This window comes from Rheinheimera mesophila (genome assembly GCF_000986865.1).
Taxonomy (GTDB): Bacteria; Pseudomonadota; Gammaproteobacteria; order Enterobacterales; family Alteromonadaceae; genus Pararheinheimera; species Pararheinheimera mesophila.
Genome location: NZ_LAVS01000086.1, coordinates 25,061 through 51,006 on the forward strand (window position 1 = coordinate 25,061; position 25,946 = coordinate 51,006).

Genomic DNA, 25,946 nt, shown 5'->3' on the forward strand with positions numbered 1-25,946 from the left:
GATGCAACAGACGGTACTGATGCTGCATAGTTCGCTGTCCAGCGGACGTCAGTGGCAAAGCTTGAAGCAGGCTTTAAAAACACAGTATCAGGTGCTGACTCCGGATCTGTTGGGTTATGGCCATAATAGCCTGAGCTATCCCAGGCCGATGCAACTGGCTGATGAAGCCAGACAGCTCTGGCCTTTGCTGGCAGGAAAAGCGGCTGGCTCTGTCATTTTGCTAGGGCACTCGTTTGGTGGGGCCCTGGCGTTGCATATGGCCCGTGTTCGCCCTGAACTTTTTAAAGCCCTGTTAGTGTTTGAGCCTGTGGCTTTTCATTTACTCAAAACTGCAGATATTGTGGTGTATCAACAGGTGCAGCAGTTAAGCCAGCAAATGTTGAGCTTGAGCCCGGCACAGGCTGCGGCACTGTTTATCGATTATTGGCAAGGTGAAGGCTACTTCAAGGCGTTGCCCGGCATAATGCAGCAAAAACTAACCAGTCAGGTTGGCAAAGTGGCTGCTGATTTTGAGGCGCTAAGTGCTGAACCTGCCAGGTTAACCGACTATGCCAGCTCAATCCGCTGCCCTGTGCTGCTGTTGAGCGGTGAACAAAGTCAGTTACCTGCACAACGTGTGGCCAGGCTTCTGGCTGAGGTACTACCGGATCTGGTATTTCGGCAATTAAAAACGGGCCACATGGGGCCCGTTACCGATGCAGAACTGGTCAATGCCATTTTGCTCGAGTTTATTCAGTGCCTAAAGGCTTAAGCATTGCCAACCTGGGCTAAATTATCTTCCAGTAGTTGAGGCGCGGCCTTGACAGTAGGTTGCTGATTAATGCTGATTTTGCGCGGTTTTAATGCCTCAGGAACCTCGCGTACCAGTTCAATATGCAGCAGGCCATGGCTCATTTGAGCGCCGGTCACTTTGATATAATCAGATAGCTGGAATTTACGTTCAAAGTTACGTTCTGCAATACCCTGATGCAGGAAACGGCGACCTTCAGTTTTATCGGCTTTTTGACCCCGCACCACTAAAGTGTTGTGTTCGGTTTCAATCGACAGCTCTGCCTCATCAAAACCGGCAATAGCCATGGTGATACGGTACTGATCCTCACCTGTAACTTCAATGTTATAGGGTGGATACGATGGCTGCTTTTCATTACGGGCAGCGGCATCCATCAGGTTGGCTAAATGATCAAAACCAATAAATGAACGGTAAAATGGAGTAAAGTCTAAAGTGTTCATCATCAAATCCTCTAAAGCAATTTATTTGTTCTGCTCTTCAGTTGAACGAGCAATTTCCACATAGGTTTCCTCAGTCACAGGAGGTGCAATGCAGCCTCAGGTACTAAGGAAAAGCAGGTGCCGGATGGCCACCTGCTACTTTTATATGTGCGCTTAGAAAATTTTCAAGAGCGGGAGCAGGTAAAAATTTAAGATTTTTTGCCAGTAATTTGAGCAAGGGCGGCCATGCTATGGGCATAGTCAGGCTCCTGAGCCAAAGCAGGTACTAGCTGTTGGTAGGCTAAATTCCCTTTGTTATCAATGATTAATACTGCACGCGCCAGAATGCCCATGTCTTTAATTAATAAACCGTAATTGCTGCCAAAGTCGCGCCACACTGCATCGGATAACACCAGCAACTGATCGACTTTCTCCTGCGCACAATAACGTTTTTGGGCAAAGGGCAGATCGGTCGAGATCGTCATCATCACCACATCGTCCGACACTTTGCTGACTTCCTGGTTAAATCTTTTGGTTTGTAACGAGCAAATGCCTGTATCAACACTGGGCACCACGCTGATCAATACAGTTTTGCCTTTAAAGTCGCTCAGTTTGATGGTTTTAAACTTCTCGTCCACCACCTGAAAATCCGGTGCCTGTTGTTGCAACTGCACCTGATGGCCTTGTAACTCTACCGCTTTATTACCGGCTTTGACTTCGGACAAGCGGCTTGGTAATTGGGCGTTTAAATCGATAGCCCAGACCGCAGGACTCAAGGCCAGACTCAGAGTGATAATTTTTATCAGATTTGACGACATTTAAGTGTCTCCCAGTTTGGTAATACGGCTTAAAGTGAAAAAAATAGTAGGTGTTGCTTATTTTTTGTCAGATACTACACAGGGTTAGCGCAGAGCCATCTTTCTGACTACACTGGAAAATAACAATACGTGAAGTGAGCCGTAAATGGTAGCAGCAGTTTTGATATGTGACGATTCCAACCTTGCACGCAAACAAATGGCAAGAGCTTTACCTGCGCAGTGGCAGCAAAATATCCAGTTTGCCGGTCATGGTGGGGAAGCGTTAGATATCTTGCAACGTCAGCCTATTGATCTGTTATTCCTCGATCTGAACATGCCTATTTTGGATGGTTATCAGGTGCTTGCCGCTATTCAGCAACAACAGCTCTCTGTGAAAACTGTCGTGGTTTCAGGTGATATTCAGCCAGAAGCCCGCGAACGGGTTATGGCCTTTGGTGCTCTGGATTTTATTAAGAAGCCAGTTGATCAACAAAAGCTGAATCATGTCCTTGGCTTGGTTGAGCAAAAAGCTATTGAGCAGCAACATCAAGCCAAAACTGAGCCCAGAATTCCGGCGCAAAAAAATACCGGCTCTTTTGTCCTGTCCAATGATTTAAGGGATGTGTTTCAGGAGCTGAGTAACGTAGCTATGGGACAAGCGGGTGATTTATTAGCGCGCCTGCTGAAGGTTTTTGTCAAATTGCCAATTCCCAATGTCAATGTGATTGAAGTCAGCGAGCTGCATATGGCGATTGCTTCCGTTGAGCAAAAAGAAAACACCTCTGCGGTCTGTCAGGGCTTTATTGGCGGTGGGGTGGCTGGCGAAGCACTGTTGATCCTCAATGACTCCAGTTTTGTTGATATAGCCAGGCTGATGCAATACGACGGCGAGCTAACCAGCAAAGTGGAGCTGGAGCTATTAATGGATATCGCCAATATCCTGATTGGGGCGGTATTAAAAGGATTGGCAGAACAAATTGATATGAGTTTTAGTCAGGGCCACCCTGTGGTGTTGGGACAACATGCCCCTGTTAGTGAACTGATTAAAGCCAATGCCAGACGCTGGCGCCGCACTTTAGCGATAGAAATCAGCTACGGTATTGAAAACTATAATATTAGCTGCGATTTATTACTGCTGTTTACCGAAGACAGTATCAAAACTCTGAATTATAAAGTCGAATTCCTGCTGGAAGATTAAATGTCACAAAGCAACGTAGATGTATCTGAAATCCACTGGTTGATGGACATGTTCCAGACGGTTGATGTTGGCCTGGTGGTACTCTCTGCTGATTACCGCATTCAGGTATGGAATGGTTTTATGGAAAATCATAGCGGCTTGACGCCCCGTCAGGTCCGCGACAGATACTTGTTTGATTTATTCTCTGAAATTGATGAGGACTGGTTACGGCGTAAATGTGACCCGGTGATCCTGCTAAAAAACCGTGCTTTTACCATCTGGGAGCAGCGGCCTTATATTTTCAAGTTTCGTAATTACCGGCCTATTACCGGGTCTGCTGAATACATGTATCAAAACAGCACTATATTCCCGCTGACCGATACGATGGGGAAAGTGACCCACCTTTGTCTGATCATTTACGATGTGACGGATGTAGCGGTCAGTCGCATTGAACTCGAATCGATGAATGGGCAACTACGCACTTTATCCAAAACAGATTTCCTCACCAGTTTAAACAACAGGGGCTGTTGGGAAGAAGCCTTGATTAACGAATACAAGCGGATTAAGCGCAGTGGTCATCACAGTACTCTGTTGATGTGTGACATTGACCACTTCAAGAGGGTAAACGATACCTATGGCCATGCGGCCGGAGATGCGGTGATCCAGCAGGTTGCAACTGCAGTGAAAAAAAATCTGCGAAGCACTGACGTTGCCGGGCGCTATGGTGGCGAAGAGTTCGCTGTGCTGCTGCTGGATACCACAGTCGATCAGGCGATGTTTTTTGCAGAGCGTTTACGCAAAAATGTCGAAGCTATTGCGGTGGAGTACAATCAGCAGATCTTACGGGTGACTGTCAGTATTGGTGTGGCTGAGTACCATTCGCAGATGGGGGAGTATCGCGACTGGATTGAAGCTGCGGATAAGGCGTTGTATCAGTCTAAAGCCGCTGGCCGCAACTGTATTACCAAAGCCGAATAACAACGGGGTGCTATCAGACCGTTCACAGTGAACAACCTATGACCCCCCGTTTTAAAATTTACAGCGGACAACTGCCCAATAATTTCACAGTGCCGTCGTCATTGAGCTGTTCCAATTGCACATTAAAGCCCCACAGCCTGTGTACATGTTTCAGCACCTGTTGAAAATTATCAGCCAGCGGGATCCGCTGATTTGGAATAAATCTCAGGGTTAAGCTGCGATCGCCGGTAATATCTGCACTGTACACCTGAATATTAGGTTCGATGTTGCTTAAGTTGTACTGAGCGGACAAGGTCTGGCGGATCTGTTGGTAACCCTCCGCGTTATGAATGGCAGAGACTTCCAATGTACTTTCTCTGTCATCGTCTGTGATGGCAAAGAGGTGAAAATCACGGATCACTTTGGGGGATAAGTACTGACTGATAAAGCTCTCGTCCTTAAAGTTTTGCATAGCAAAATGCAAAGTCTCCAGCCAGTTCGAACCTGCGATATCCGGAAACCATTCTTTATCTTCTGCGGTTGGTTGCTCACAGATACGGCGTAAGTCGGTAAACATGGCAAAGCCCAGAGCGTAAGGATTTATGCCTGAGTAATATTTGCTGTGGTATTCAGGTTGATAGACTACATTGGTATGGTTGTGCAGCACTTCAAGAATAAACTTGTCGGTGACCAGGTTCTCCTGATACAGATGCTGCAATATGGTGTAGTGCCAGAAAGTGGCCCAGCCTTCATTCATCACCTGGGTTTGTTTTTGTGGATAAAAGTACTGTGAAATTTTGCGTACTATACGCACTACTTCACGTTGCCAGGGCTTAAGCAGTGGCGCATTTTTTTCAATAAAATATAAGATGTTTTCCTGAGGTTCGGAGGGAAAACGGTATTCATGCTCTGCTGATAAATCGCCTTTATTTGGAATGGTTCTCCAAAGCTGATTGACCTGAGATTGTAAGTAGGCTTCACGGTCTTTCTGGCGTTTTTGCTCTTCATCCATCGAGATTTTTTGTGGTCTTTTGTATCTGTCCACCCCATAATTCATTAGGGCATGACAAGAATCCAGCATATCCTCCACTTCACTGATCCCGTATTTTTCTTCGCAGTGACTTAAGTACTGCTTAGCAAACACCAGATAATCGATAATGGAAGACGCATCTGTCCAGGTGCGGAATAAGTAATTATTTTTAAAAAAAGAGTTATGGCCATAACAGGCATGCGCCATCACCAGCGCTTGCATAGTCATGGTATTTTCTTCCATCAGATAGGCGATGCAGGGGTTGGAATTAATCACAATCTCATAGGCTAGCCCCATAAAGCCGCGTTTGTAGTTTTGTTCGGTTTGGATAAACTTTTTACCGTATGACCAGTGGTTATACCCAATAGGCATACCAACACTGGAATAAGCATCCATCATTTGTTCGGCCGTAATCACTTCAATCTGGTTGGGGTAGGTGTCGAGTTTGTATAGTTTGGCGACCCGATCAATTTCAGCCTGATACTGGCCAAGCAATTCAAAACTCCAGTCCGGACCATCGGATAAAGGTTGTTTTTGTGTGACAGAAGACATAAGCAACTCCCAGAAGTCAGTAGCTAAGCGGCCTGTTTTTTGAAGAGCTCGCGAAATACAGGATAAATGTCTGCGACTTGCCGTATCGGCTGAATGGCAAAGTTATCAAAACTTTGCTGCAGTTTCTCGTATTCCAGCCACAGGCTTTGATGAGGCCTTGGGGTAATTTCGATATAGGCGTAATAGCGTACAAAAGGCAAAATCTGTTGCGCCAATAAATCAGCACATTGTGGACTGTCATCGGCCCAGTTATCGCCGTCTGAGGCTTGCGCCGCGTAGATATTCCATTCGGCCGGGTCATATCTGTCTTTGATAATATCGGCCATCATTTTCAACGCACTGGACACTATAGTGCCGCCTGTTTCCTGTGAGTAAAAAAATTCCTGCTCATCCACCTCTTTGGCTTGGGTATGATGGCGGATATACACCACGTCGACATTCTTGTAGCTGCGGCTTAAGAACATATACAGCAGGATATAAAAACGTTTGGCCATGTCCTTGGTGGCCTGATCCATCGAGCCCGACACATCCATCAGGCAGAACATCACTGCTTTACTGGTCGGTTCAGGTCTTTTCTGGAAATTACGAAAGCGTAAATCAAAGCTGTCGATAAAAGGCACTGCATCTATTCGTTTTTCAAGCAGCGCGATTTGTTCGCGCAGCGCCATCAACTGATGTTGATCCGGCACTGGCTCGGCCTCGATCCGTGCTAACTGGGCTTGCAGTTCATGCAGTTCACGTTTTTTACCTGCCGTCATAGCCACACGGCGCGCTAAGGAACCTTGCAGTGAGCGCACTATGTCAATGTTAGTGGGTACACCTTCTGAGCGAAAACCAGCCCGTACATTTTTGTATTGCACCAGCTTATCCAACTGGTTTTTTTTCAGATTCGGCAGTTCTAAATCTTCAAACAGCAAATCCAGGTATTCGTCTTTAGAAATCGAAAACACAAATTCGTCTTCGCCTTCCCCATCGGCACTGGCATCACCCTGACCTGAACCACTGCCTTGACCACCTTGTGGTCGTTTGATTTTATCGCCTGTGCTGAACTGGTCATTTCCCGGATGCACCCGCTCCCTATGACCGCCCTGACCCTGATGAAAAAAAGGTTCAGTAATGTCTTTGCCGGGAATAGAGACTTTTTCACCGCTATTGATATCAGTGACACTACGTTTGCTGATGGCGTCAGACACAGCTTGTTTAATTTGCTGTTTGTAGCGGCGGATAAAGCGCTGTCGGTTGACAGCACTTTTGTTTTTGCCATTTAAGCGTCGGTCAATAAAATGCGCCATACAACCTCCAAAGGCTCTGACCTTACTGCGATTTGCGAACCCGTAAATACCACTCACTTAGTAAGCGCACTTGTTTACGGGTATAGCCTTTTTCCATCATCCGATCGACAAAGTCATCATGTTTCTTCTGATCGTCGGTGGAGGTTTTGGCATTAAAAGAAATCACAGGCAACAGCTCTTCGGTGCTGGAGAACATCTTTTTCTCTATCACAGTGCGAAGTTTTTCATAGCTGGTCCAGGTTGGATTTTTGCCATTGTTTTTGGCTTTGGCTCTCAATACAAAATTGACGATTTCATTGCGAAAATCTTTTGGATTACTGATACCGGCTGGTTTTTCAATTTTCTCCAGCTCAGCATTCAGTGCGGCTCTGTCAAACAACTGACCTGTCTCCGGATCACGGTATTCCTGATCCTGGATCCAGAAGTCTGCATAAATCACATAACGGTCAAAAATATTCTGGCCGTACTCGGAGTAAGACTCTAAATAGGCGGTCTGAATTTCTTTACCAATAAACTCGATGTATTTCGGAATTAAGTAACCTTTTAAGTGTTCCAGATAACGTTCTGCAACCTCGGAAGGAAATTGTTCCCGCTCAATTTGCTGCTCCAGCACATAAAACAGATGCACCGGATTTGCCGCCACTTCAGTTGAGTCAAAGTTAAAGACCCGGGATAGAATTTTAAAAGCAAAGCGGGTGGACAAACCCGACATGCCTTCGTCCACACCGGCATAATCGCGATACTCCTGATAGGATTTGGCTTTAGGATCGGTGTCCTTTAAACTCTCGCCATCATAAACCCGCATTTTTGAATAAATACTGGAGTTTTCCGGTGCTTTTAACCGTGATAATACGGCAAACTGTGCCAGCGAAGTCAAGGTTGCCGGAGAGCAGGGGGCTACTTTTAATTCGCTATGCTCCAGCAGTTTTTCATAAATTTTGACTTCTTCTGATACCCGCAGGCAATAGGGTACTTTGACGATGTACACCCGGTCTAAAAAGGCCTCGTTGTTTTTGTTGTTACGAAAGGTTTGCCATTCGGACTCATTGCTGTGCGCCAGAATAATGCCTTCAAAGGGCAGTGCAGCAAGGCCCTCAGTACCGTTGTAATTGCCTTCCTGGGTAGCGGTTAACAAAGGATGCAGCACTTTAATCGGGGCTTTGAACATCTCGACAAACTCCATCAGACCCTGATTGGCACGGCACAAGGCGCCTGAGTAGCTGTAGGCATCCGGATCGTTTTGGGCAAAATGCTCCAGTTGACGAATATCGACTTTCCCCACTAAAGAGGCGATGTCCTGGTTGTTTTCATCGCCAGGCTCCGTTTTAGCAATACAAATTTGATCCAGAATAGAGGGATACTTTTTCACTACTTTAAACTGACTGATGTCGCCGTTAAACTCATGCAAGCGTTTACTGGCCCAGGGCGACATAATAGTTTTCAGGTAACGTTTGGGAATGCCGTATTCCTGCTCCAGAATAGTGCCATCCTCATTGACATCAAACAGGCATAACGGGCTGTCGTACACAGGGGAGCCTTTAAGGTAATACACCGGGACCTGTTGCATCAGCGATTTGAGTTTTTCGGCTAAAGAGGATTTACCACCACCGACAGGGCCTAACAGGTAGAGAATTTGCTTACGCTCTTCCAGCCCTTGAGCTGAGTGCTTCAGGTAAGAGACAATTTGCTCAATCGCATCTTCCATACCATAAAATTCAGCAAAAGCCGGATAACGACCTATCACACGATTGGAAAACAGGCGGCTGAGTTTAGGATCCTGTGCCGTGTCTATCAGCTCAGGCTGACCTATGGCCATCAACAAACGCTCCGCAGCGCTTGCATAACAGCTTTTGTCTTTTTTACACAGCTCCAGGTATTCCTGAATGCTGTATTCCTCTTCTTTCGCTGCTTCATATCTGGATTTGTAGTGCTCAAAAATGCCCATAGTGCACCTCCGAAACTGGTCTGTGGGAACTGAATGCAAATAAAGCCACTGATGTAAGGTTAGACAGTAAAAAAGCGCTTCGCTCAACTAATTCACAGAAAAATATGAATTTTTTTGTAGCGATGAGTTCACGGAACAGGGAGGAACTTCGTAAAAGGGAGCTGGTTTTTAAATGGGAACAAAAAATAAAGCCCGGCGAACCGGGCTCCAGGATTTACAGCAACAGCGAATTAAGCTGCGAAGTTTTTCGCAGCAAATTCCCAGTTGATTAATGCCCAGAAGGCATTTAAGTAAGTTGGACGTGCATTACGGAAGTCGATGTAATATGCATGTTCCCACAGATCTACTGTCATCAGTGGCGTCACTGAAGTATCCGTCAGTGGTGTGCCAGCGTTGCTGGTGTTGACGATATCTAAAGTACCGTCCGCTTTTTTCACTAACCAAGTCCAGCTTGAACCGAAGTTGTTTACCGCCTTGTCATTAAATGCAGCCTGGAACGCGGCGAAAGAGCCCCACTGTGCAGTGATGGCGGCAGCTAAAGCACCTGTTGGTTCACCGCCACCATTTGGCGATAAGCAATGCCAGTAAAAAGTGTGGTTCCAAATCTGAGCCGCGTTGTTAAATACAGGGCCCTGAGAGGTACGGATGATCTCTTCTAAAGACTTACCGGCAAATTCAGTACCTTCGACCAATGAATTCAGTTTCACGACATAGGCGTTATGGTGTTTGCCATGGTGATAATCCAGAGTTTCAGGAGAGATGTGAGGTAATAATGCGTCTTTTGCGAAAGGTAATGCTGGTAATTCGAAAGCCATTGTCGTTCTCCGTAGGCGTTGTTTATGGGGTCTGCATCGCGTAGACTACAAAACCCGACTAAATTACTCAAGTTTTAGTCGTAAATTTTGCAGTTTGAATTGATTGCAATGCAGTCGTCTGCTCCCCATATTCTTGGGACGTTTTGCAAAATCTCAAGTGCGAAATGAACAAACAGAGCGTAAAATAACACAAATTTTTAAACCCAGTAGTGCCAGAGGCTGAAGATGGAAACCATTGAAAAAATTAAACAACAGTTGGCTGATAACCCAATCATTATTTATATGAAAGGCTCGCCAAAATTACCGAGTTGCGGTTTTTCAGCTCAGGCGTCTCAGGCCCTGATTGCATGCGGCCAACCTTTTGCGTTTGTCGACATTCTGCAAAACCCGGATATCCGTGCTGAATTACCTAAATTTGCCAACTGGCCAACGTTTCCGCAGTTGTGGGTGGAAGGCGAACTGATTGGCGGTTGTGACATTATTCTGGAAATGTTCCAGCGTGGTGAATTGCAGCCGCTGATTAATGAGACGGCGGCTAAGTACAACAGCGAAAGCGCAGAGTAATCTTGTGTTTGACGCAAAAAGGCAGCGCAAGCTGCCTTTTGTATTTCTGCATCTGTATTTAGAGCAGAGGCTGAATTATGCTGGATCGGATTCGGTACTTTCTTCCGGTTCACTCTCATCCAGCAGCATAGGTGGCGGCCAACCGCCGAGTTGATACCAGCGATTGACAATATAACAAAACAGCTCAGCGGTGCGTTCAGTGTCATACAAAGCGCTGTGTGCTTCTTTGTTGTCAAACTCAATACCGGCTTGTTTGCAGGCTTTGGCCAGTACGGTCTGACCTAACGCCAACGCGGATAAAGTCGTGGTGTCAAAGGAGACAAACGCATGAAAAGGAGAGCGTTTTAATTTAATTCGCTCAATAGCCGCATTTAAAAAGCTCTGATCAAAAGCAGCGTTATGAGCCACAACAACGGCACGTTGGCAGTCTGCATCTTTCTGCGCTTTACGCACAGCCCGGCAAATTTCAGTCAGCGCTTCCCGCTCTGAAACCGCACCACGAAGCGGGTTGTAGGGGTCTATACCATTAAAAGCCAATGAGCTGGCTTCGAGGTTTGCACCTTCAAAAGGTTCAATATGAAAATGCAGCGTCTGGCTTGGAACAAGCATGCCTTTTTCGTCTATAGTCAACAAAGTTGCAGCGATTTCTAACAATGCATCTGTTTTTGCATTAAAGCCTGCGGTTTCTACGTCGATAACAACAGGGAAGTAGCCACGAAAACGTTGTGCTAACGGATGTAAAGCTTGAGTCATAAGGCCTGTGTCCTGATAAGATAGGCAGGCATTATGCCAAATAAATTGCAAAGCGTCTTGTTTGAGTACCTTGTTTGTCCTGGTGGAAGTTGAAAAACAACGGGTGTTGAGATGAAAAAAGGGAAACCTATGCGATATAAGCTTTGGCTGGGGCTGGTTCTGTTTGTGGCGGTCCATGCAGAGGCTGGCTTGCGCCAATACTCCGCGACCCTGGACCAGTCCACCTGGACTTTAAAGCAAAACTCGCCTTTGTTGTGTGAGTTAAGTCACCCCGTGCCGCACTTTGGAGAAGCTTTTTTCAGAAGTACGGCCGGCAAAGAGCTGAATATGCAGTTTGAATTGAATATGCTGCGTTTACCTGATCACTATGCGCTGGCAGAAGTGCTGTCAGTGCCTCCGGTCTGGCGTCCCGGCGAGCAAGCTAAAGCCATCAGTAGCATGAAAATGCTGAAACAGTTTGACGGCGATTTAGGTAAAGCGGAAAGCTGGATTATGCTGACAGAGCTGGAGCAGGGCTACAGCCCGACCTTTTACTTCGCCGACTGGTACAGCCCTTACGATAAAGTCAGTGTGTCGTTAAACCCTGTACATTTTATTGAAGCCATGGATCAGTTTACCCAGTGTGTCAGTGCTTTGTTGCCTTATACCTTTGATGATATTGCATTTACTGTACTGACTTATGAATCCGGCGGTGATGAGCTGACCAAAGCCTCTAAAAAGCGCCTCGAGCACATTGCCGAGTATTTAAAACATGACCAAAGCATCGAGAGCATCGACATTCAGGCCTATAGTGATTCCTTTGGTGGTCGTTGGATGAACGAGCAATTGTCGATCAAACGTGCCGAAGCGATCAAAACCAAGTTGGTCAGTTTTGGTCTGGAAGAAAGTAGAATACGCACTGAAGGTTTAGGTGAAAAACGCCATGTCGCCTCAAATGAAACTTCTCTAGGCCGGGCCAAAAACCGTCGCGTAGTGATTCAAATGGAAAAGCTCTGATAATTCAGGGCTTTTCAGCGAGATTTACTCTGCTGTTTTTAACAACTTGTCATAATGACGCTCAAATTGTCTGAGTACAGCCAGGATTTTATCGGCGGTAAAAGGTTTGACAATAAACGAGGCTGCTCCCGCTGCTATGCTGGCTTTCACATTGTCCAATGTGCTGACGCCGCTGACCATAACCACAAAACATTCAGGTTTTTGCTCTTTAAAGCGTTTTAGCAGCTCAATACCTGAGCCATCAGGTAATTCTATATCGAGAAAAACCAAGTCAGGACTTTGTTGGCTGAAGGACAGCAAGGCGGAAGAGGCATTATGGGCCTGAAAATAACTGAAAGCTTTGTATTTTAAATTATGCTGCGAAAACAATGCGGTTAGATTATGCCGCAATAGTTGCCTGTTGTAGTCCAAATCGTCAACCAGCAGTATTTTCTGATCACGCAGTTTTATTTTAGTTTGCATGCCTTACACTGCTCCAAAAACAACATTGCACAAGCGCGCAGTTCTTCATCCCCGCTCTGCTCCCGACTGATTTGAAACTGATGCGCAAACTGACTGATTTGCTCCAAACCAAAGCTGCCAGCGCTGCCTTTCAATTGATGCACCAAAGCGGCAAACTCAGGCCATTTTTCTTCATGGTATAACTGCTCCAGTTGCCTTAATGCGTGTTCAACGTGCTGAATATAGGCATTTTTTAACTCCAGCGGAACCTGCAACACAGCGGACGGAGCAAGCTGAAACTGAGACAATTGCTGTTGGACCTGGTCCCAATGCAATGGCTTTTTCAACACCAAATCAAAACCAGTTTCAACCACGTCCTCGGCAGACATCGCCACTATAGGGCGATCAAACCCAAGCTGGCGAAGAAGCTGCATGGCGCTGACGCCATCCATAACCGGCATCTGTACATCCATTAGAATTACATCATGCTGGTAACTCAACGCCTGTTGGACTGCGGCATCACCATTTTCAACCCAGCACACGGCGTGGCCCGCCTGTTGTGCCTGCAACTGAAAAAGTTGCGCCAGTAAAGCATCATCCTCTGCGAAAAGTAAGTTCAATTGGATTTCTCTCGTTAAAGACTAAAGATATCTTTGGATATCAATACTATCCAGTTGTTGTACAGTTAAAGGTAGAGGTTCTTTATTCATCATACAAGCTAAAACTTCAGCCAATAAGGGAGCCCAGGTTAATCCCCTGGCACCCAAAGCACCAAAGCGCCACAGTTGGTTGTGTTTGCCAAGCACGGGCATATGGTCGGGCACTGTAGCTCGTAAACCTGCTTTGGCAGAAATAATGCTGACATCCTCAAACCAATCAGGTTTGCCTAAAGTGTGATTCACCAAATCCAGATTTTGCTGATCATCTGCCGCCCGCACTTCGCTGTGTCCAGCAGTTCGATCAAAGGTCGCGCCCACACAATGCACTTGCTGATAGGCCGGGGTGATATAACCCTGATGGCAGACGACAGTTTTTAATGGCGCCATACGATGACTTTGCAGGTGGCTGACCTGGCCACGAATTTGCCGAAGTGGGAAAGATGGTTCGGCAGCCAGGTTATTTAATTCGGCGCCTGTAGCCAAAACTACTGTTGCCGCATGCACAGCTCCGGCGTCAGTAGCCAGCTCCCAGCCATCCTGCTGTTTGATGATGTGATGGACTTTTGTGCCGTAGCGAATTTCCACACCCTGAGCACGCAGCCAATTCGCCATCTGCTGGCAATACTCCTGAGGACATAACCAGCCGGCAGTGGGGAAAAACAGTCCGGCATAAGGCAATTCAAGCCCTGCGATTTGGGAGGCTTGCTCTTTAGTGACAGCACTGAACAGGCCACTTTGAGCAAAAGATTGCTGCTGGATTTTGTGCTGGCGCTTGGCCAGGTTGTCGTTGCATGCCAGTGTTAACACACCACACCAATCGGCTGCGACCCGGAGTTTTTCCAGCCAACCGGAATAAAACTGTCTGGCGTATAAAAAACTCTGGCAACTTAACGAGGACATCCGATCGTAAGTCGCATGCAGGTTAGGGTAGACAGCGCCCTGGCGGTTATGAGACGCCCCCATACCCGCTTCTGCATCTGCACAGAGCAATTGGACTTTTAAACCTTTTTGCCACAAGGCGAAAGCCGCATTGATGCCCGCGACACCAGCCCCTATCACTGTGATGTGCTCGGACAATTCAGAGCTATAGTCGGCGGCCTGCTCTGCACTGGCAATTAACATTTCACGTTTTTGGCCATGGCCTTTGGTTTTTTGGGCGCAAAAGCCAGCTTCATTTAAACCCCGCCGGACAAAGCCTGCACAGGTAAAGGTCGAGATAGTCGTCGTGCTATGGCTTAGTCTGAACATCTGATCAAACAGATTTTGTTGCCACATGTCCGGATTTTTACTGGGGGCAAAACCATCCAAAAACCAGGCATCGACTTTGTTATGGTCTGGTACCTGCGGTAGTAATTCGTTGACATCACCCAGCCATAAATCCAGTACCACAGAGCCCTCATCAAACATCATTCGATGTGGGCCGGGTAAAGCAACAGGATAACTTTCTATCAGTAAACGGCTGAGCTCTGCAAGCTGTGGCCAGGCAGCTAATGCTTTGATTAAGTCTGGTTTACTAAAGGGGTATTTTTCAAAACTACTGAAATACAGCCGCTGACAAGTGGTTGATTGCGTTTTGTATTGACGAAATCGCAGCCAGGTCAGTAGGAAATTTAAGCCCGTGCCAAACCCCGTTTCAGCGATATGGAAAAAGGGCCGTGGGTGAGTAAACCAACGTTCGGGAAGCTGATTTTTATGTAAAAACACATAATCAGTCTCCTCCAGACCCCCATTGTCTGAAAAATAAATATCGCCAAAAAGGTCGGAAACCGGTGTACCAGCGTCGTTGTAATGAACCTGAGCCTGTTGCAAGCTAATCAAACCCTATCGAAAAACAATGAGGTATTGTAACTTAGCCGCAATACAAATAGATAATAGTGTACAACTGTGCGCTGAAAGCGGACCAGTTTTGAAAAGAAACTCCGTACAATGTGGCGCAATTAGTAAAAGACATCCGATTTTTTGTTTGGAGCAAGCATGAAAAGAGCAGTGATCACAGGGTTAGGCATAGTATCCAGTATTGGTAACGATAAACAGCAAGTGTTGGAATCGTTAAAAGCCGGACGCTCAGGTATCAAAGCGTCACAGGAATTTGCCGACATGGGCCTGAGATCACAGGTCTGGGGCCAGATTGAAATCGATACCGCCGCTTTAATCGACCGTAAAGCTTTACGTTTTATGGGAGATGCCGCAGCTTATGCCTATATCTCTATGCAACAGGCGATAGAGGATGCGGGTTTAACACCGGAGCAAGTATCAAATTTCCGCACTGGCTTAGTGGTGGGCTCAGGGGGTGCTTCGTCTAAAACTCAGATTGAAGCGGCTGACATCCTGCGTGAAAAAGGCGTGAAACGTGTCGGTCCTTATGCGGTGCCCAAGACAATGTCGAGCACTTGCTCAGCCTGTCTGGCTACTCCATTTGAAATCAAAGGTGTGAACTACTCCATCAGTTCTGCCTGTGCCACCAGCGCTCATTGTATTGGTCATGCGGTTGAGCTTATTCAGTTGGGCAAGCAAGACATTATTTTTGCCGGTGGTGGTGAAGAGGTGCACTGGACTTTAGCGATGGAGTTCGACGCTATGGGTGCTTTGTCGACCAAATACAACGACACACCTGAGCTGGCCTCCCGTACTTATGACGCCGACCGTGATGGTTTTGTCATCAGTGGTGGTGGTGGTATTTTGGTGATTGAAGAGCTGGAACACGCGCTGGCCCGTGGCGCTAAAATTTATGCCGAAATCGTTGGTTACGGTGCTACATCTGATGGTTACGATATGGTGGCGCCAAGTGGCGAAGGTGCCGTACGTTGTATGGAAATGGCAATGAAAGATGTCAAAGGCCCAATCGACTACGTCAATACCCATGGCACCAGTACTCCGGTGGGTGATGTGAAAGAATTAGGCGCTATTCAGCAGGTGTTTGGTGGTAAATCGCCGGCTATCAGTGCCACCAAAGCCATGACAGGCCATGCGTTGGGCGCTGCTGGTGTGCATGAAGCTATTTATTCGCTGTTGATGATGGAGCATAACTTCATTGCCCCTTCCATTAACATCAATACACTGGATGAAGCAGCCAAAGGACTGAATATTGTGACTGAAACTACAGCAGCTAAACTGACCACTGTGATGTCAAACAGCTTCGGTTTTGGTGGCACTAATGCCACTTTAGTGATGCAAAAATACCAGGGCTAGTTTTTCCTCTGTCAAAAAACGCTGCCTGGTGCAGCGTTTTTTATTGGTTAGTCAAAAATTAACAAATCCGATAGCTCAAAGGATTGAGCATAGTTACAATACCGCCATTCCCGCCCCGGACTGATACAGATGAAGATATACGCCGACGAAAATATGCCGTACGTCAAAGACTTCTTTGCTGAATTAGGCGAAGTGACGCTACTCAATGGCCGTACTTTAACGGCGGAGCAAATTAGGGACGCTGACGTGCTGCTGGTGCGCTCAGTGACCAAAGTGAATAAAGAGTTGTTAGCAAAAAGCTCAACGCTGAAATTTGTCGGAACCGCTACTATTGGCACCGATCATATAGATCAGAGCTATCTGCAACAGCGAGGTATTGGTTTTAGCAGTGCTCCGGGCTGTAACGCGCAGTCTGTGGTTGAATATGTACTAAGTGCATTATTTGTGCTTGCTGAGAAGTACCAATGGGATCTGCAACAAAAAACTGTGGGTGTGGTTGGTGTGGGGAATATAGGCCGGAGACTGGTAACAGCGCTTCAAGCCTTGTCCATCAAAGTGTTATGTTGCGACCCACAGCGTGCTGCGGCAGAAGCTGATTTTCCGCATATTCCATTTGAGCAGTTATTACCTCAGGTGGATATTGTCAGCTTTCATGTGCCTCTGGTGAAAAGTGGACCGGATGCCACAGTGGATTTACTCAATAGCCAGACCATAAAGTTGCTTAAGCCAGACTGTGCGGTGATCAATGCCTGTCGTGGTGAAGTGACCAATAACGACGTTTTATTGGCACAAGCACTATCAGGCAGCAAAAGACCCCTGGTGCTGGATGTCTGGGCCAATGAGCCTGAACCTGATTTACGCTTAATCCCTCATACCGATATTGCCAGCGCACATATCGCGGGACACAGCATTGAAGGCAAAGCCCGGGGCACTGAAATGTTGTATCAGGCACTTTGTGTTCAGTTGGGACTGGCCCCAACCAAGACTCTGGCACAAGTGCTGCCGGCCCCTCAGGTTTCAGAGGTGAAAATAAATTCAGAATTTGGACTTTTAGATGTCCAAAATTTAAGCCGGCTGTTATATGATGTGCGCCGGGACGATGCTTTGTTTCGTTTCTACATGATGCAAGATAATAAAACGCAAGGTTTTGACTGGCTTAGAAAGTCATACCCACCGCGGCGCGAATACAGCTCGGTGCGGCTGACAGGACAAGAGGTGCCTGAGTTTTTAACAACATTAGGTTTTAGTACCCAAATGAATTGACGTCGCAGCGCGGTGACAAGCGAGTGAGACCCCAGGAGCATAGAAGTCCTATGGGACTGGGGCTTCGATCGTAGTCAACAATGCGGCAGCGTCAAGTAAGAAGGGTAAAGCAGCCAGTAATCAGAGGGGAATAACCATGGCTCAGCAATACGATGTCGCTGTGTTAGGTGCTACAGGTTTAGTAGGCCAGCATTTAATTGAAATTTTGGAACAGCGCAATTTTCCGGTCAATAAACTTTATCCTTTAGCCAGCAGCCGTTCTGCTGGAGGGCATATCACCTTTAAGGGTAAACAAATCGAAGTACTGGATGCTGAGACCTTTGACTGGACTAAGGTGCAGATTGGTTTATTCTCCGCTGGCGGCAGTGTCTCTGCCACTTATGCCCCACGCGCTGCGGATGCAGGTTGTGTGGTGATCGACAACACTTCACATTTCCGCTACGAAGCCGATATCCCGCTGGTGGTGCCTGAGGTCAATGCGCACGCTATTGCTGAGTTTCGTAACCGCAATATCATCGCCAACCCTAACTGTTCTACCATTCAAATGCTGGTCGCCTTAAAGCCTATTCATGATGCGGTCGGTATCAGTCGTATTAATGTCTCTACCTACCAGTCTGTTTCTGGTGCGGGCCAGCAAGGGGTGGAAGCCCTGGCAAAAGAGACGGCTCAGTTGTTAAATGGTCGTCCGTTAGAAGAGGGCAGCAAATTTGCCCGTCAAATTGCGTTTAATTGCATTCCACAAATTGATGTGTTTTTGGATAACGGCTACACCAAAGAAGAAATGAAAATGCACTGGGAAACCCAAAAAATAATGGGGGATGCCAGCATTTCCGTAAACGCGACTGCAGTGCGTGTGCCGGTGTTCTATGGCCATGCCGAAGCTGTGCATCTGGAAACCCGTATGCCTATCAGTGTGGAACAGGTCAAAGCGCTGTTAGCTAATGCTCCGGGCGTAACCCTGATGGAGGACAATGCAGACTATCCAACTCAGGTCGCAAACGCTGCAGGTCAGGATGATGTATTTGTCGGCCGAATCCGTCAGGATTTCACTCATGAAAATGGTATTAACTTATGGGTTGTGGCAGACAATATCCGCAAAGGTGCTGCGACCAATAGCATCCAGATCGCCGAACATTTAATTCGCGATTATCTGTAAGCTCAGATCCAAACGAGACAAAGGCTCCTGATGGAGCCTTTGTTGTTTCTAAAGCAAAGAGCACTGCAGCCGATACCGGGATAGACAGATGTAGTTTAAGCATAGCCAGTGACATTCTTCTGGTTTACTATTCGGTTATGGAACGATGTTTGCAGTGTTTTTGTGTCAGAAAAATAATCTCCGGCCTTAAGGGATCATCGATGCGTTTAGTTGGGCTTCTTGTTTTTAGTATTTTGTTGCAGATCTGCAGTGTTCAAGCTACTGCGGACACCACTGTACGTCTCAAAGGACCCAAAAGCACGGAAAATCCGGCGCGTAGCAGGGTGGGGCCATTAACTCCAAACGATACGTTGTGGCGTATTGCGGAAGAAGTCCGGCCTCATCCGGGGTTGAATATCTATCAGGTGATGTATGCCATCTACCTGAAAAATCCACAGTCTTTCCTGGACGACAATTTTAACCACCTGAATGTCGGTTCATTTTTAGCTATCCCCAGTGTGGATGAAATACTGCAAGTGGATGCAGTGGATGCACAGCGTAAATCGGAAGAGGATGATCGGATCTGGGCTGATCGGGTGCGCGCAGCGGCCGCAGCCAAAGTGAAACAGGGTATCAACACTGCTCAGCAAAAAGATGTCGACAAAGCCAAGCAGGAAATTAAAAAAGAGCTGATCCGTGTTGAAGGACAACAACAAGGTCAACTGCTTGATTTACAGAAAAAGTTGGATGAGTCAAAAGCGACAGTTGAAGCGGTTCTGGCGGACAATACCGCACTCAAAGAAAAGCTGGATCAACTGGCCGACCAAATGCTGTTGATGAAATCTCAGGTCGACAAAGACAGTGAAATCCAGCAGCAGTTACAGTTGTTGGTAGCGCAGCAAGCCGAGATGTTGGCGCAGCAAAAAGCACAGATCGAACGGGAGCAACAAGGGACAAGTTTTGCCCGGCTGTGGCAAAATATTTCCTCCAGTAGCCTGACCTGGGTACTTCTGGCGACTTTACCCACTTTGTTTGTGTTATTTGCTGTATTAGGTTGGATCAAACGCCGTACCCGTAAATCTGAGCAGATTGTCAGTGCTGCCACCGCCGTACCGCAGCAAGAAGCGGGGTACCGTTCACCACTGCCGCCTTTAGATGAAAGCCTGGATTTTGACGAAAGTAGTCTGATGACACTGGACGAGTCTTTGCTGGACAGTGGTAGTAAAGGTATACGTCTGGATGACGAACCTATCGATTTGCATGACGATATGTTGCTCGATACCCGTGCGGATGAGTTCGATGACATTCTGATGAATGACGATGACTTGCTTGACAGTAAAGATTTGCTTGATGCCAGTTCAATGGATGATGAGTTATTGGATGATCTGCTGGATCAACCTGTCAAAGCAGAGAAGGAATTTGATCCAAATAATATTTTGTCCGGCGCTGATTTATCTGCCTTATTTGCTGAGGAACCAGAGCTGGGGGATACCGACGATATTTTTGCTCAGGCGGTTGCAGAGCAACTGGCTGAAGAACAAAAACAAAAACAGGCAGAGCAGACGCAGGACGATGATCAGGATGAACTGATCGAAGAAATTGAGCTGGATGAGCCAGATGCTGAGCTGGTAAGTCAAGGTGCCGCAGAGCAACAGAACAAGGTGAGCCTCGATGAAGTCGAAGAGGTCGAGGAAGTTGATTTTGACTCTCTGCTCGATGAGTTAGTGGTCAGTACAGAAGCGAATGACTCCGATGCCGTCACAACAAGCCTGATTGATACGAAGGCAGACAGCCCCGCTGAAGAGCTGGTTGATATAAAGGCTGAACAGCCACATTTTGACAGCTCAGAACTGGATGAATTTGCGGAGTCGCTTGCTGATGAAGAGCTGTTATCCCCAGGAACTGAGGTGCCGGAAGACAGCAATATTGATATAGATGCATTGCTGGATGGTACTGAACAATGGCCTGAGGTGCTGGTTTCAGATACGGCTGGCGAAGCGGAGTATGATGAATTTGATCTCTCTGAGCAGCCCACGCAGGGTTCTGACACCGGGTTGTCGACAGACAGCAGCCTTGAATTTGATGACGATGATTACCCACTGAGCCCTGACGATGTGGCCTTGTTGCTGTCGGATGAAGTAAAACAGCAGGAAGCAACAGATATTCCCGTTCATTTTCATGCCGATCACGCTGAACTGGCTGAATTGGAACATGACGAGGACAGCACTGCGCCGTTGAACGACACTGAATCCAGTGAGGCCTGGCAAGAACTGACGGAACAGTCTGTTGAAGCTGAGTTTATTGAGTCTGTGCCTGATGAGCTGGATTTGCAGGAAGATTTAAGCGTCAGCCGCGTATCTGCGGCAACCTTGTCGGTTGAAAACCCCAGTAAGGTGCTGGAGCAATATCCGGATCTGGAGTTCTCTGACGATGCCGCAGTGGCCGATGAGGCTGAAGACGATTTAGAACAGGAACAGGTTCGGGAGGCCGCAGTGGATCCTGCTGCTACACCACGGGCCAATCACGACATTTCAGCGGAGCTTGCTGCGTTGGAAGACACTGATTTTGATGCGCTATTGGCTGATTATGCTCAGACTGATGGTGCAACCAGGTTAGCTGACGAGCAGATAGCGGATGCCGTATTGGCTGAACTAAACCCGGTTGAGTTCGCTGTATCTGAAGCCGAATCAGCAGAAATCGACATCAGCGGACAGAGTGCAGCAGAGGCGCACGCTCCTGTAGCAGGTGTCGAGTCACATCAAGCTACAACGGCGTCACAAACCCCAACTGATGATCTGGAGCTATCGCTACTGGCACTGGATAAATTATTAGATGATTCTGAAGACGAAGCTCAGCTCAGTCAAAATTCGGTGCGCAGCCTTGATGTGGCGCTGGAAGATTATCAGGACTTTATTGCCGCACAGCATGAACCTGAATTAGATCCGGCTGAGCAGGGATTCGCCGCTGATCTGGATTTAATCCGTGCTTATATTGAAATTGGTGAGCAGGAAGGAGCCGAACACCTGATCGATAAAGTCTTAAGTTCTGCTGCGCCAGAGCACATTAAACAAGAAGCACAAAGCTTAAAAGACCAGCTATAAATCATAGGGGCAGAGCCTTGGCTCTGACCCTTGAATTCTTAAATCCTGTCATTGCGTCACGCGGCCAGAATGTCAAATCATGCAGTGGTTTATGCGGTAAGCGCATCATGTCGCCGTTAAAATTCGTGAGTTTCCCTCTGTGCCTGAGTTATACTTGGGCCCCTAATTAATGGGAGTCAGAATGCGAATTGCGTTAGGTATCGAATACAACGGTGTAGGTTTATTTGGCTGGCAAAGACAACGTGAAGTGCCAAGTGTCCAAGGTCATCTGGAAACTGCTTTATCCAAAGTAGCCAACGCGACTATAGAACTTTCCTGCGCTGGTCGCACCGATGCAGGCGTGCATGCCACAGGTCAGGTGGTGCATTTTGATACCCAGGCTAATCGTGATATGCGCTCCTGGATCATGGGGGCGAATTCCAATCTGCCGGACGGCATAGCTGTACGCTGGGCCAAACAAGTTTCAGATGATTTTCATGCCCGTTTTTCTGCCACCGCCCGCCGTTACCGTTATGTCATTTACAACAACAAATTCAGACCCGCGATTTTGGGCTCTGGTTTGAGTCATTATCATCAGGACCTGGACATCGAACTGATGCAACAAGCCGCTGTTCATTTGCTGGGTGAACATGATTTCAGCTCTTTTCGTGCTATTCAGTGCCAATCCCATAGCCCGTTTCGCAATCTGATGCATTTGCATGTAAGCCGGGTCGGGCAATTTATCGTGCTGGACGTGAAGGCCAATGCTTTTTTGCACCATATGGTGCGTAATATCACCGGTAGCCTGTTACAGGTCGGTATGGGCTTAAAACAACCGGAGTGGATTGCAGAATTACTGGCAGCGAAAGACCGGACTTTAGCCGCGGCGACAGCCAAAGCAGAAGGCTTGTATCTGGTGGATGTGGATTACCCTGAACACTTTGGTATTCCGAAAATGCCGCTGGGGCCACTGTTCCTGCCCGACAGTTTTTGCTAACTACTACGACCAGTTAGCTATAGGTTCTATTCAGGCTTTGTGCTTTAATAAGCGCCGTTAGCCGCATGATCGGCGCTTTTTTACACAATAAACTAAGTTTGGGCTCAAGCCCTACTGCGATACCAAGGAACAACTATGAGTTGGTTAGAAAAAATTCTGCCCAGAACTTCGTCGTCATCCCGTCGTAATATTCCTGAAGGGGTCTGGACTAAATGCACCTCTTGTGACGCTGTACTGTACAAGGCAGAACTGGATCGGAACTTAGGGGTTTGTCCTAAATGCGACAACCATATGCGTATCAGTGCCAGAGACCGCATCAATAATTTCCTCGATACCGGTGGTGCCGTGGAATTAGCCGCAGAGCTGGAACCACAGGATCTGCTGAAATTTAAAGACAGCAAAAAATACAAAGACCGTATTGTGGCAGCGCAAAAAGAAACCAATGAAAAAGACGCCATGGTGGTGATGCGCGGTACTTTATTGGGTATGCCAGTGGTGGTCGCCTCCTTTGAATTCTCCTTTATGGGCGGCTCTATGGCTTCAGTGGTAGGAGCCAAGTTTGTCAAAGGCGTTGAATACGCTTTAGAACACAAAGTACCTTTTATCTGTTTCTCTGCCAGTGGTGGCGCCCGTATGCAGGAAGCTTTATTGTCTTTGATGCAAATGGCCAAAACCAGTGCGGCTTTAGCAAAGCTGAGTGAAGCAGGTTTACCTTATATTTCTGTACTGACTGATCCGACTATGGGTGGGGTGTCAGCCAGTCTGGCGATGCTGGGTGATTTAAACATTGGTGAGCCAAGAGCGCTGATCGGTTTTGCCGGTCCCCGTGTTATTGAACAAACAGTACGTGAAAAATTACCTGAGGGTTTCCAGCGCAGTGAATTCCTGCTGGAACACGGTGCTATCGACATGATTGTTGACCGCCGCCAAATGCGCGATACAATTGCCCGACTTGTGGCTAAATTCATGCGATGGCCAGCTCCTGCCAAGGAACACCGCGTCGCCTAATAAGGTGTTATGACCAATCTTTTATCGCCTGCAAGCCAATCCTGTCAGACTCTGACGGATTGGCTTTGTTATATAGAACAAAAACATCCGCAACATCAGATTGAACTTGGGCTTGGCCGGGTGCTTCGTATCGCTCAGCGTGCCGATTTACATCTGCTGCCCGGTAAAAAAATTCTGATCGCTGGCACCAACGGCAAAGGCACTACAGCCCGCACGCTTGAACAGCTCTGCGCTGTGCAGGGGTTGTCTGTTGGGGTCTATAGCTCTCCTCATTTGTTGCAATTTAACGAGCGTTTACGTGTTAATGGTGACGATGTTGCCGACCGCCTTTGGTGTGACGCTTTTGCTTTTATTGAGCAATTACGCGGTGACATAGAACTCACTTATTTTGAGTTCACCACACTGGCGTCTTTTTATCTTTTGAAACAACAACAACCGGACATCTGCCTGATTGAAGTAGGTTTAGGTGGTCGTCTGGATGCGACCAATATTATCGAGCCTGATTTAAGTATTCTGACCACTGTCGATTTAGACCATCAGGATTATTTAGGGCCAGACCGTGACAGCATTGGCCGTGAAAAAGCCGGCGTATTTCGCGCTGGTAAACCCGCTATCATAGGTGAGGTTGATATTCCGCAATCGGTAATCAACTCCAGTCATGAAATTCAGGCCCGACTGCTTTGTATCAATACGGATTATAAGTACAAGGTGACAGACTCAGGTTTTAGCTGGCACGGTGTGCATAGCAGTTTGGATGGGTTACCTCTGACCGCAGTACCGCTGCAGAATATAGCCACGGCTCTGACTGCACTGGAAGCCTTAGATTTATTACCTTCACAGCAACAGGCCGCAAAGGTTTTGGCTGAATTGAGTCTGCCCGGACGTATGCAGTGGCTGAGTAAAACTCCGGGCATTTTATTGGATGTGGCGCATAACCCGCAGTCGGCCGGTTATTTGGCGGCTCAGCTTGAGTTCATTAAACAGCGTTATGCTCGGGTCCATCTGCTGGTGGGAATGCTGAAAGACAAAGATATTCAGCAGAGTCTGGCTCCGTTCCATGCCTTGGCTAACCACTGGCATCTGGTGGATTTACCCGGCGTTCGTGGGGCTCAGGCTGATGTACTAGTGCAGTATCTACCAGCCCTCAGCAGTTATTCATGTTATGCAAATTTAGAGTCCGGTTACCAACAAGCGCTGAGCTTAATGCAGCCTAATGATTTATTGGTGATTTTCGGCTCTTTTGTTACAGTGTCGGCAGTTCTAGCGCTGCAAAAGGAGACAGATGTATGACCAGCGCCTTTAAAAACCGCTTAATTGGCAGCAGCATTTTGATTATTGCCGCCATCGTTTTTTTACCTGATTTGCTGGATGGGCAAAAACAGGTGGTCAAAGATGAATTTAAAGCTATTCCACAGCGTCCTGAGTTTGCCACAGTGCAACAGGAGCAAGTCTTCACTAAACAGCAGTTAGCAGAAAAACAGCAGGAATTATTAGCTACTCCGGTCAATGAACCCGCCGCAGATGCTGGTCTGCCGGAGAATAGTTTTGCAGAGGTTACGGCTGGTGCTCCAGGCAGCGAAGCTTCGATAGACAGTGCTGCTATGCTGGCGCAGGCTGCGAATGATGCAGACACAGATCCGATTCCGTTGCCAACTGAAAATCCTTTAGCCCCTGCGCCTGTCACAGAGAGTACCACACAGAATACGACGGCCACTGCTGTGACTCCCGCTGCAGAGACGCCTGCGACAGAAAAGCCCGTTGAACCTAAAGGCAATCCGGCATTAAATGAGACGGCCTGGATTGTCAGGGTAGGCAGCTTTAGTAAAACGGAGAACGCGACCGCTTTAGTGGCCAAATTAAAAGAAGCAGGTTTTACCACTTTTACCCGTTCAACCACCAATGCACAGGGCCAGTCTATGGTCAGTGTCGTGGTGGGGCCTGAACTGAAAAAACAGCGTCTGGAGCAAAAATTACCTCAACTGCAGCAACTGACCGGAACAGCGGGGTTGAAGCTGACGGCCTTTAAGCCTATCGAAAATAATTAGGTGTTCAGGCGCGTGTTTTGATAGAATGCGCGCCGTCCTTCA

The 25,946-nt window shown here is 47.3% G+C and carries 23 protein-coding genes; 13 read left to right on the forward strand and 10 right to left on the reverse strand.

Annotated features, from left to right (window positions below):
• Nucleotide 1 precedes the first annotated feature (1 nt).
• A complete protein-coding gene (locus SD53_RS12795; RefSeq protein ID WP_046520593.1) occupies nucleotides 2-751 on the forward strand; it encodes an alpha/beta fold hydrolase in 750 nt (249 codons plus the stop codon).
• On the opposite strand, the gene SD53_RS12800 is transcribed toward SD53_RS12795, so the two are convergent.
• Together SD53_RS12800 and tpx are read right to left on the reverse strand one after the other, a co-directional pair.
• Complete coding sequence (locus SD53_RS12800; protein WP_046520594.1) at nucleotides 748-1,230, reverse strand: Hsp20 family protein; 483 nt, start codon at nucleotides 1,228-1,230, stop codon at nucleotides 748-750. The genes SD53_RS12795 and SD53_RS12800 overlap by 4 nt on opposite strands.
• A gap of 188 nt (nucleotides 1,231-1,418) precedes the next feature.
• On the reverse strand, nucleotides 1,419-2,027 hold the full coding sequence (tpx, locus tag SD53_RS12805; protein WP_052749372.1) for a thiol peroxidase: 609 nt from the start codon (nucleotides 2,025-2,027) through the stop codon (nucleotides 1,419-1,421).
• A 196-nt stretch (nucleotides 2,028-2,223) separates the two neighbouring features.
• On the opposite strand from tpx, the gene SD53_RS12810 reads away from it, so the two are divergent.
• Nucleotides 2,224-3,204 carry a response regulator gene (locus SD53_RS12810; RefSeq protein ID WP_241481798.1) on the forward strand — a complete coding sequence of 327 codons (981 nt, stop codon included), beginning with the start codon at nucleotides 2,224-2,226 and terminating at the stop codon, nucleotides 3,202-3,204.
• Nucleotides 3,205-4,161, forward strand: coding sequence for a sensor domain-containing diguanylate cyclase (locus tag SD53_RS12815; protein WP_046520596.1), 957 nt, complete (start codon nucleotides 3,205-3,207; stop codon nucleotides 4,159-4,161).
• Nucleotides 4,162-4,219: 58 nt separating this feature from the next.
• On the opposite strand, the gene SD53_RS12820 is transcribed toward SD53_RS12815, so the two are convergent.
• From SD53_RS12820 to SD53_RS12835, 4 genes are all read right to left on the reverse strand, one after another.
• Entirely contained in the window at nucleotides 4,220-5,722 is a 1,503-nt protein-coding gene (locus tag SD53_RS12820) for a SpoVR family protein (protein ID WP_046520597.1), read from the reverse strand.
• Between the two features lie 23 nt (nucleotides 5,723-5,745).
• The gene (locus SD53_RS12825) at nucleotides 5,746-7,014 is read right to left on the reverse strand and encodes a YeaH/YhbH family protein (protein ID WP_046520598.1); all 1,269 of its coding nucleotides are present in this window, start codon (nucleotides 7,012-7,014) and stop codon (nucleotides 5,746-5,748) included.
• Between the two features lie 22 nt (nucleotides 7,015-7,036).
• Nucleotides 7,037-8,959, reverse strand: a complete 1,923-nt coding sequence (locus SD53_RS12830) for a PrkA family serine protein kinase (protein ID WP_046520599.1) — start codon at nucleotides 8,957-8,959, stop codon at nucleotides 7,037-7,039.
• Nucleotides 8,960-9,189: 230 nt separating this feature from the next.
• Nucleotides 9,190-9,774, reverse strand: a complete 585-nt coding sequence (locus SD53_RS12835) for a Fe-Mn family superoxide dismutase (RefSeq protein ID WP_046520600.1) — start codon at nucleotides 9,772-9,774, stop codon at nucleotides 9,190-9,192.
• 225 nt (nucleotides 9,775-9,999) lie between these two features.
• Between SD53_RS12835 and SD53_RS12840 the strand changes: the two genes are divergently transcribed.
• A complete protein-coding gene (locus SD53_RS12840; RefSeq protein WP_046520601.1) occupies nucleotides 10,000-10,338 on the forward strand; it encodes a Grx4 family monothiol glutaredoxin in 339 nt (112 codons plus the stop codon).
• 75 nt (nucleotides 10,339-10,413) lie between these two features.
• On the opposite strand, the gene rnt is transcribed toward SD53_RS12840, so the two are convergent.
• Complete coding sequence (gene rnt / locus SD53_RS12845; RefSeq protein ID WP_046520602.1) at nucleotides 10,414-11,091, reverse strand: ribonuclease T; 678 nt, start codon at nucleotides 11,089-11,091, stop codon at nucleotides 10,414-10,416.
• A gap of 129 nt (nucleotides 11,092-11,220) precedes the next feature.
• Between rnt and SD53_RS12850 the strand changes: the two genes are divergently transcribed.
• Nucleotides 11,221-12,087, forward strand: a complete 867-nt coding sequence (locus SD53_RS12850; RefSeq protein ID WP_052749386.1) for an OmpA family protein — start codon at nucleotides 11,221-11,223, stop codon at nucleotides 12,085-12,087.
• A 24-nt stretch (nucleotides 12,088-12,111) separates the two neighbouring features.
• Here the strand turns inward: SD53_RS12850 and SD53_RS12855 are convergent, their stop codons facing one another.
• From SD53_RS12855 to mnmC, 3 genes are read right to left on the reverse strand one after another with little or no spacing between them, the layout of a single operon-like run.
• A complete protein-coding gene (locus tag SD53_RS12855; protein ID WP_046520603.1) occupies nucleotides 12,112-12,549 on the reverse strand; it encodes a response regulator in 438 nt (145 codons plus the stop codon).
• Nucleotides 12,534-13,148, reverse strand: coding sequence for a response regulator (locus SD53_RS12860; RefSeq protein ID WP_046520604.1), 615 nt, complete (start codon nucleotides 13,146-13,148; stop codon nucleotides 12,534-12,536). Before SD53_RS12860 ends, SD53_RS12855 begins: the two co-directional genes overlap by 16 nt.
• Before the next feature lie 21 nt (nucleotides 13,149-13,169).
• The gene (gene mnmC, locus SD53_RS12865) at nucleotides 13,170-15,005 is read right to left on the reverse strand and encodes a bifunctional tRNA (5-methylaminomethyl-2-thiouridine)(34)-methyltransferase MnmC2/FAD-dependent 5-carboxymethylaminomethyl-2-thiouridine(34) oxidoreductase MnmC1 (RefSeq protein ID WP_046520605.1); all 1,836 of its coding nucleotides are present in this window, start codon (nucleotides 15,003-15,005) and stop codon (nucleotides 13,170-13,172) included.
• A 156-nt stretch (nucleotides 15,006-15,161) separates the two neighbouring features.
• Here mnmC and fabB point away from each other — a divergent pair, with 156 nt between their 5' ends.
• The 8 genes from fabB to SD53_RS12905 all read left to right on the forward strand — a co-directional run bounded on the left by fabB (nucleotide 15,162) and on the right by SD53_RS12905 (nucleotide 25,904).
• Nucleotides 15,162-16,376: a beta-ketoacyl-ACP synthase I gene (gene fabB / locus SD53_RS12870; protein ID WP_046520606.1), complete on the forward strand. Its 1,215-nt coding sequence runs from the start codon at nucleotides 15,162-15,164 to the stop codon at nucleotides 16,374-16,376.
• A 129-nt stretch (nucleotides 16,377-16,505) separates the two neighbouring features.
• Nucleotides 16,506-17,639: a 4-phosphoerythronate dehydrogenase gene (locus tag SD53_RS12875; protein ID WP_046520607.1), complete on the forward strand. Its 1,134-nt coding sequence runs from the start codon at nucleotides 16,506-16,508 to the stop codon at nucleotides 17,637-17,639.
• A gap of 136 nt (nucleotides 17,640-17,775) precedes the next feature.
• Nucleotides 17,776-18,795 carry an aspartate-semialdehyde dehydrogenase gene (locus tag SD53_RS12880; RefSeq protein WP_046520608.1) on the forward strand — a complete coding sequence of 340 codons (1,020 nt, stop codon included), beginning with the start codon at nucleotides 17,776-17,778 and terminating at the stop codon, nucleotides 18,793-18,795.
• A 200-nt stretch (nucleotides 18,796-18,995) separates the two neighbouring features.
• Complete coding sequence (locus tag SD53_RS12885; protein WP_046520609.1) at nucleotides 18,996-21,875, forward strand: FimV/HubP family polar landmark protein; 2,880 nt, start codon at nucleotides 18,996-18,998, stop codon at nucleotides 21,873-21,875.
• A 181-nt stretch (nucleotides 21,876-22,056) separates the two neighbouring features.
• Nucleotides 22,057-22,851: a tRNA pseudouridine(38-40) synthase TruA gene (truA, locus tag SD53_RS12890; protein WP_046520610.1), complete on the forward strand. Its 795-nt coding sequence runs from the start codon at nucleotides 22,057-22,059 to the stop codon at nucleotides 22,849-22,851.
• A 135-nt stretch (nucleotides 22,852-22,986) separates the two neighbouring features.
• Nucleotides 22,987-23,859, forward strand: coding sequence for an acetyl-CoA carboxylase, carboxyltransferase subunit beta (gene accD, locus SD53_RS12895; RefSeq protein ID WP_046520611.1), 873 nt, complete (start codon nucleotides 22,987-22,989; stop codon nucleotides 23,857-23,859).
• 9 nt (nucleotides 23,860-23,868) lie between these two features.
• On the forward strand, nucleotides 23,869-25,149 hold the full coding sequence (gene folC / locus SD53_RS12900; RefSeq protein WP_046520612.1) for a bifunctional tetrahydrofolate synthase/dihydrofolate synthase: 1,281 nt from the start codon (nucleotides 23,869-23,871) through the stop codon (nucleotides 25,147-25,149).
• Nucleotides 25,146-25,904 carry an SPOR domain-containing protein gene (locus SD53_RS12905; RefSeq protein WP_046520613.1) on the forward strand — a complete coding sequence of 253 codons (759 nt, stop codon included), beginning with the start codon at nucleotides 25,146-25,148 and terminating at the stop codon, nucleotides 25,902-25,904. Before folC ends, SD53_RS12905 begins: the two co-directional genes overlap by 4 nt.
• The last annotated feature ends 42 nt before the right edge of the window (nucleotides 25,905-25,946 follow it).

Bases quoted from the DNA above. Each gene is read 5' to 3' on its own strand.
- SD53_RS12795 (WP_046520593.1), top strand. From the start codon at position 2: ATGCAACAGACGGTACTGATGCTGCATAGTTCGCTGTCCAGCGGACGT.
- SD53_RS12800 (WP_046520594.1), bottom strand. From the start codon at position 1,230: ATGAACACTTTAGACTTTACTCCATTTTACCGTTCATTTATTGGTTTT.
- tpx (WP_052749372.1), bottom strand. From the start codon at position 2,027: ATGTCGTCAAATCTGATAAAAATTATCACTCTGAGTCTGGCCTTGAGT.
- SD53_RS12810 (WP_241481798.1), top strand. From the start codon at position 2,224: ATGGCAAGAGCTTTACCTGCGCAGTGGCAGCAAAATATCCAGTTTGCC.
- SD53_RS12815 (WP_046520596.1), top strand. From the start codon at position 3,205: ATGTCACAAAGCAACGTAGATGTATCTGAAATCCACTGGTTGATGGAC.
- SD53_RS12820 (WP_046520597.1), bottom strand. From the start codon at position 5,722: ATGTCTTCTGTCACACAAAAACAACCTTTATCCGATGGTCCGGACTGG.
- SD53_RS12825 (WP_046520598.1), bottom strand. From the start codon at position 7,014: ATGGCGCATTTTATTGACCGACGCTTAAATGGCAAAAACAAAAGTGCT.
- SD53_RS12830 (WP_046520599.1), bottom strand. From the start codon at position 8,959: ATGGGCATTTTTGAGCACTACAAATCCAGATATGAAGCAGCGAAAGAA.
- SD53_RS12835 (WP_046520600.1), bottom strand. From the start codon at position 9,774: ATGGCTTTCGAATTACCAGCATTACCTTTCGCAAAAGACGCATTATTA.
- SD53_RS12840 (WP_046520601.1), top strand. From the start codon at position 10,000: ATGGAAACCATTGAAAAAATTAAACAACAGTTGGCTGATAACCCAATC.
- rnt (WP_046520602.1), bottom strand. From the start codon at position 11,091: ATGACTCAAGCTTTACATCCGTTAGCACAACGTTTTCGTGGCTACTTC.
- SD53_RS12850 (WP_052749386.1), top strand. From the start codon at position 11,221: ATGCGATATAAGCTTTGGCTGGGGCTGGTTCTGTTTGTGGCGGTCCAT.
- SD53_RS12855 (WP_046520603.1), bottom strand. From the start codon at position 12,549: ATGCAAACTAAAATAAAACTGCGTGATCAGAAAATACTGCTGGTTGAC.
- fabB (WP_046520606.1), top strand. From the start codon at position 15,162: ATGAAAAGAGCAGTGATCACAGGGTTAGGCATAGTATCCAGTATTGGT.
- SD53_RS12875 (WP_046520607.1), top strand. From the start codon at position 16,506: ATGAAGATATACGCCGACGAAAATATGCCGTACGTCAAAGACTTCTTT.
- SD53_RS12880 (WP_046520608.1), top strand. From the start codon at position 17,776: ATGGCTCAGCAATACGATGTCGCTGTGTTAGGTGCTACAGGTTTAGTA.
- SD53_RS12885 (WP_046520609.1), top strand. From the start codon at position 18,996: ATGCGTTTAGTTGGGCTTCTTGTTTTTAGTATTTTGTTGCAGATCTGC.
- truA (WP_046520610.1), top strand. From the start codon at position 22,057: ATGCGAATTGCGTTAGGTATCGAATACAACGGTGTAGGTTTATTTGGC.
- accD (WP_046520611.1), top strand. From the start codon at position 22,987: ATGAGTTGGTTAGAAAAAATTCTGCCCAGAACTTCGTCGTCATCCCGT.
- folC (WP_046520612.1), top strand. From the start codon at position 23,869: ATGACCAATCTTTTATCGCCTGCAAGCCAATCCTGTCAGACTCTGACG.
- SD53_RS12905 (WP_046520613.1), top strand. From the start codon at position 25,146: ATGACCAGCGCCTTTAAAAACCGCTTAATTGGCAGCAGCATTTTGATT.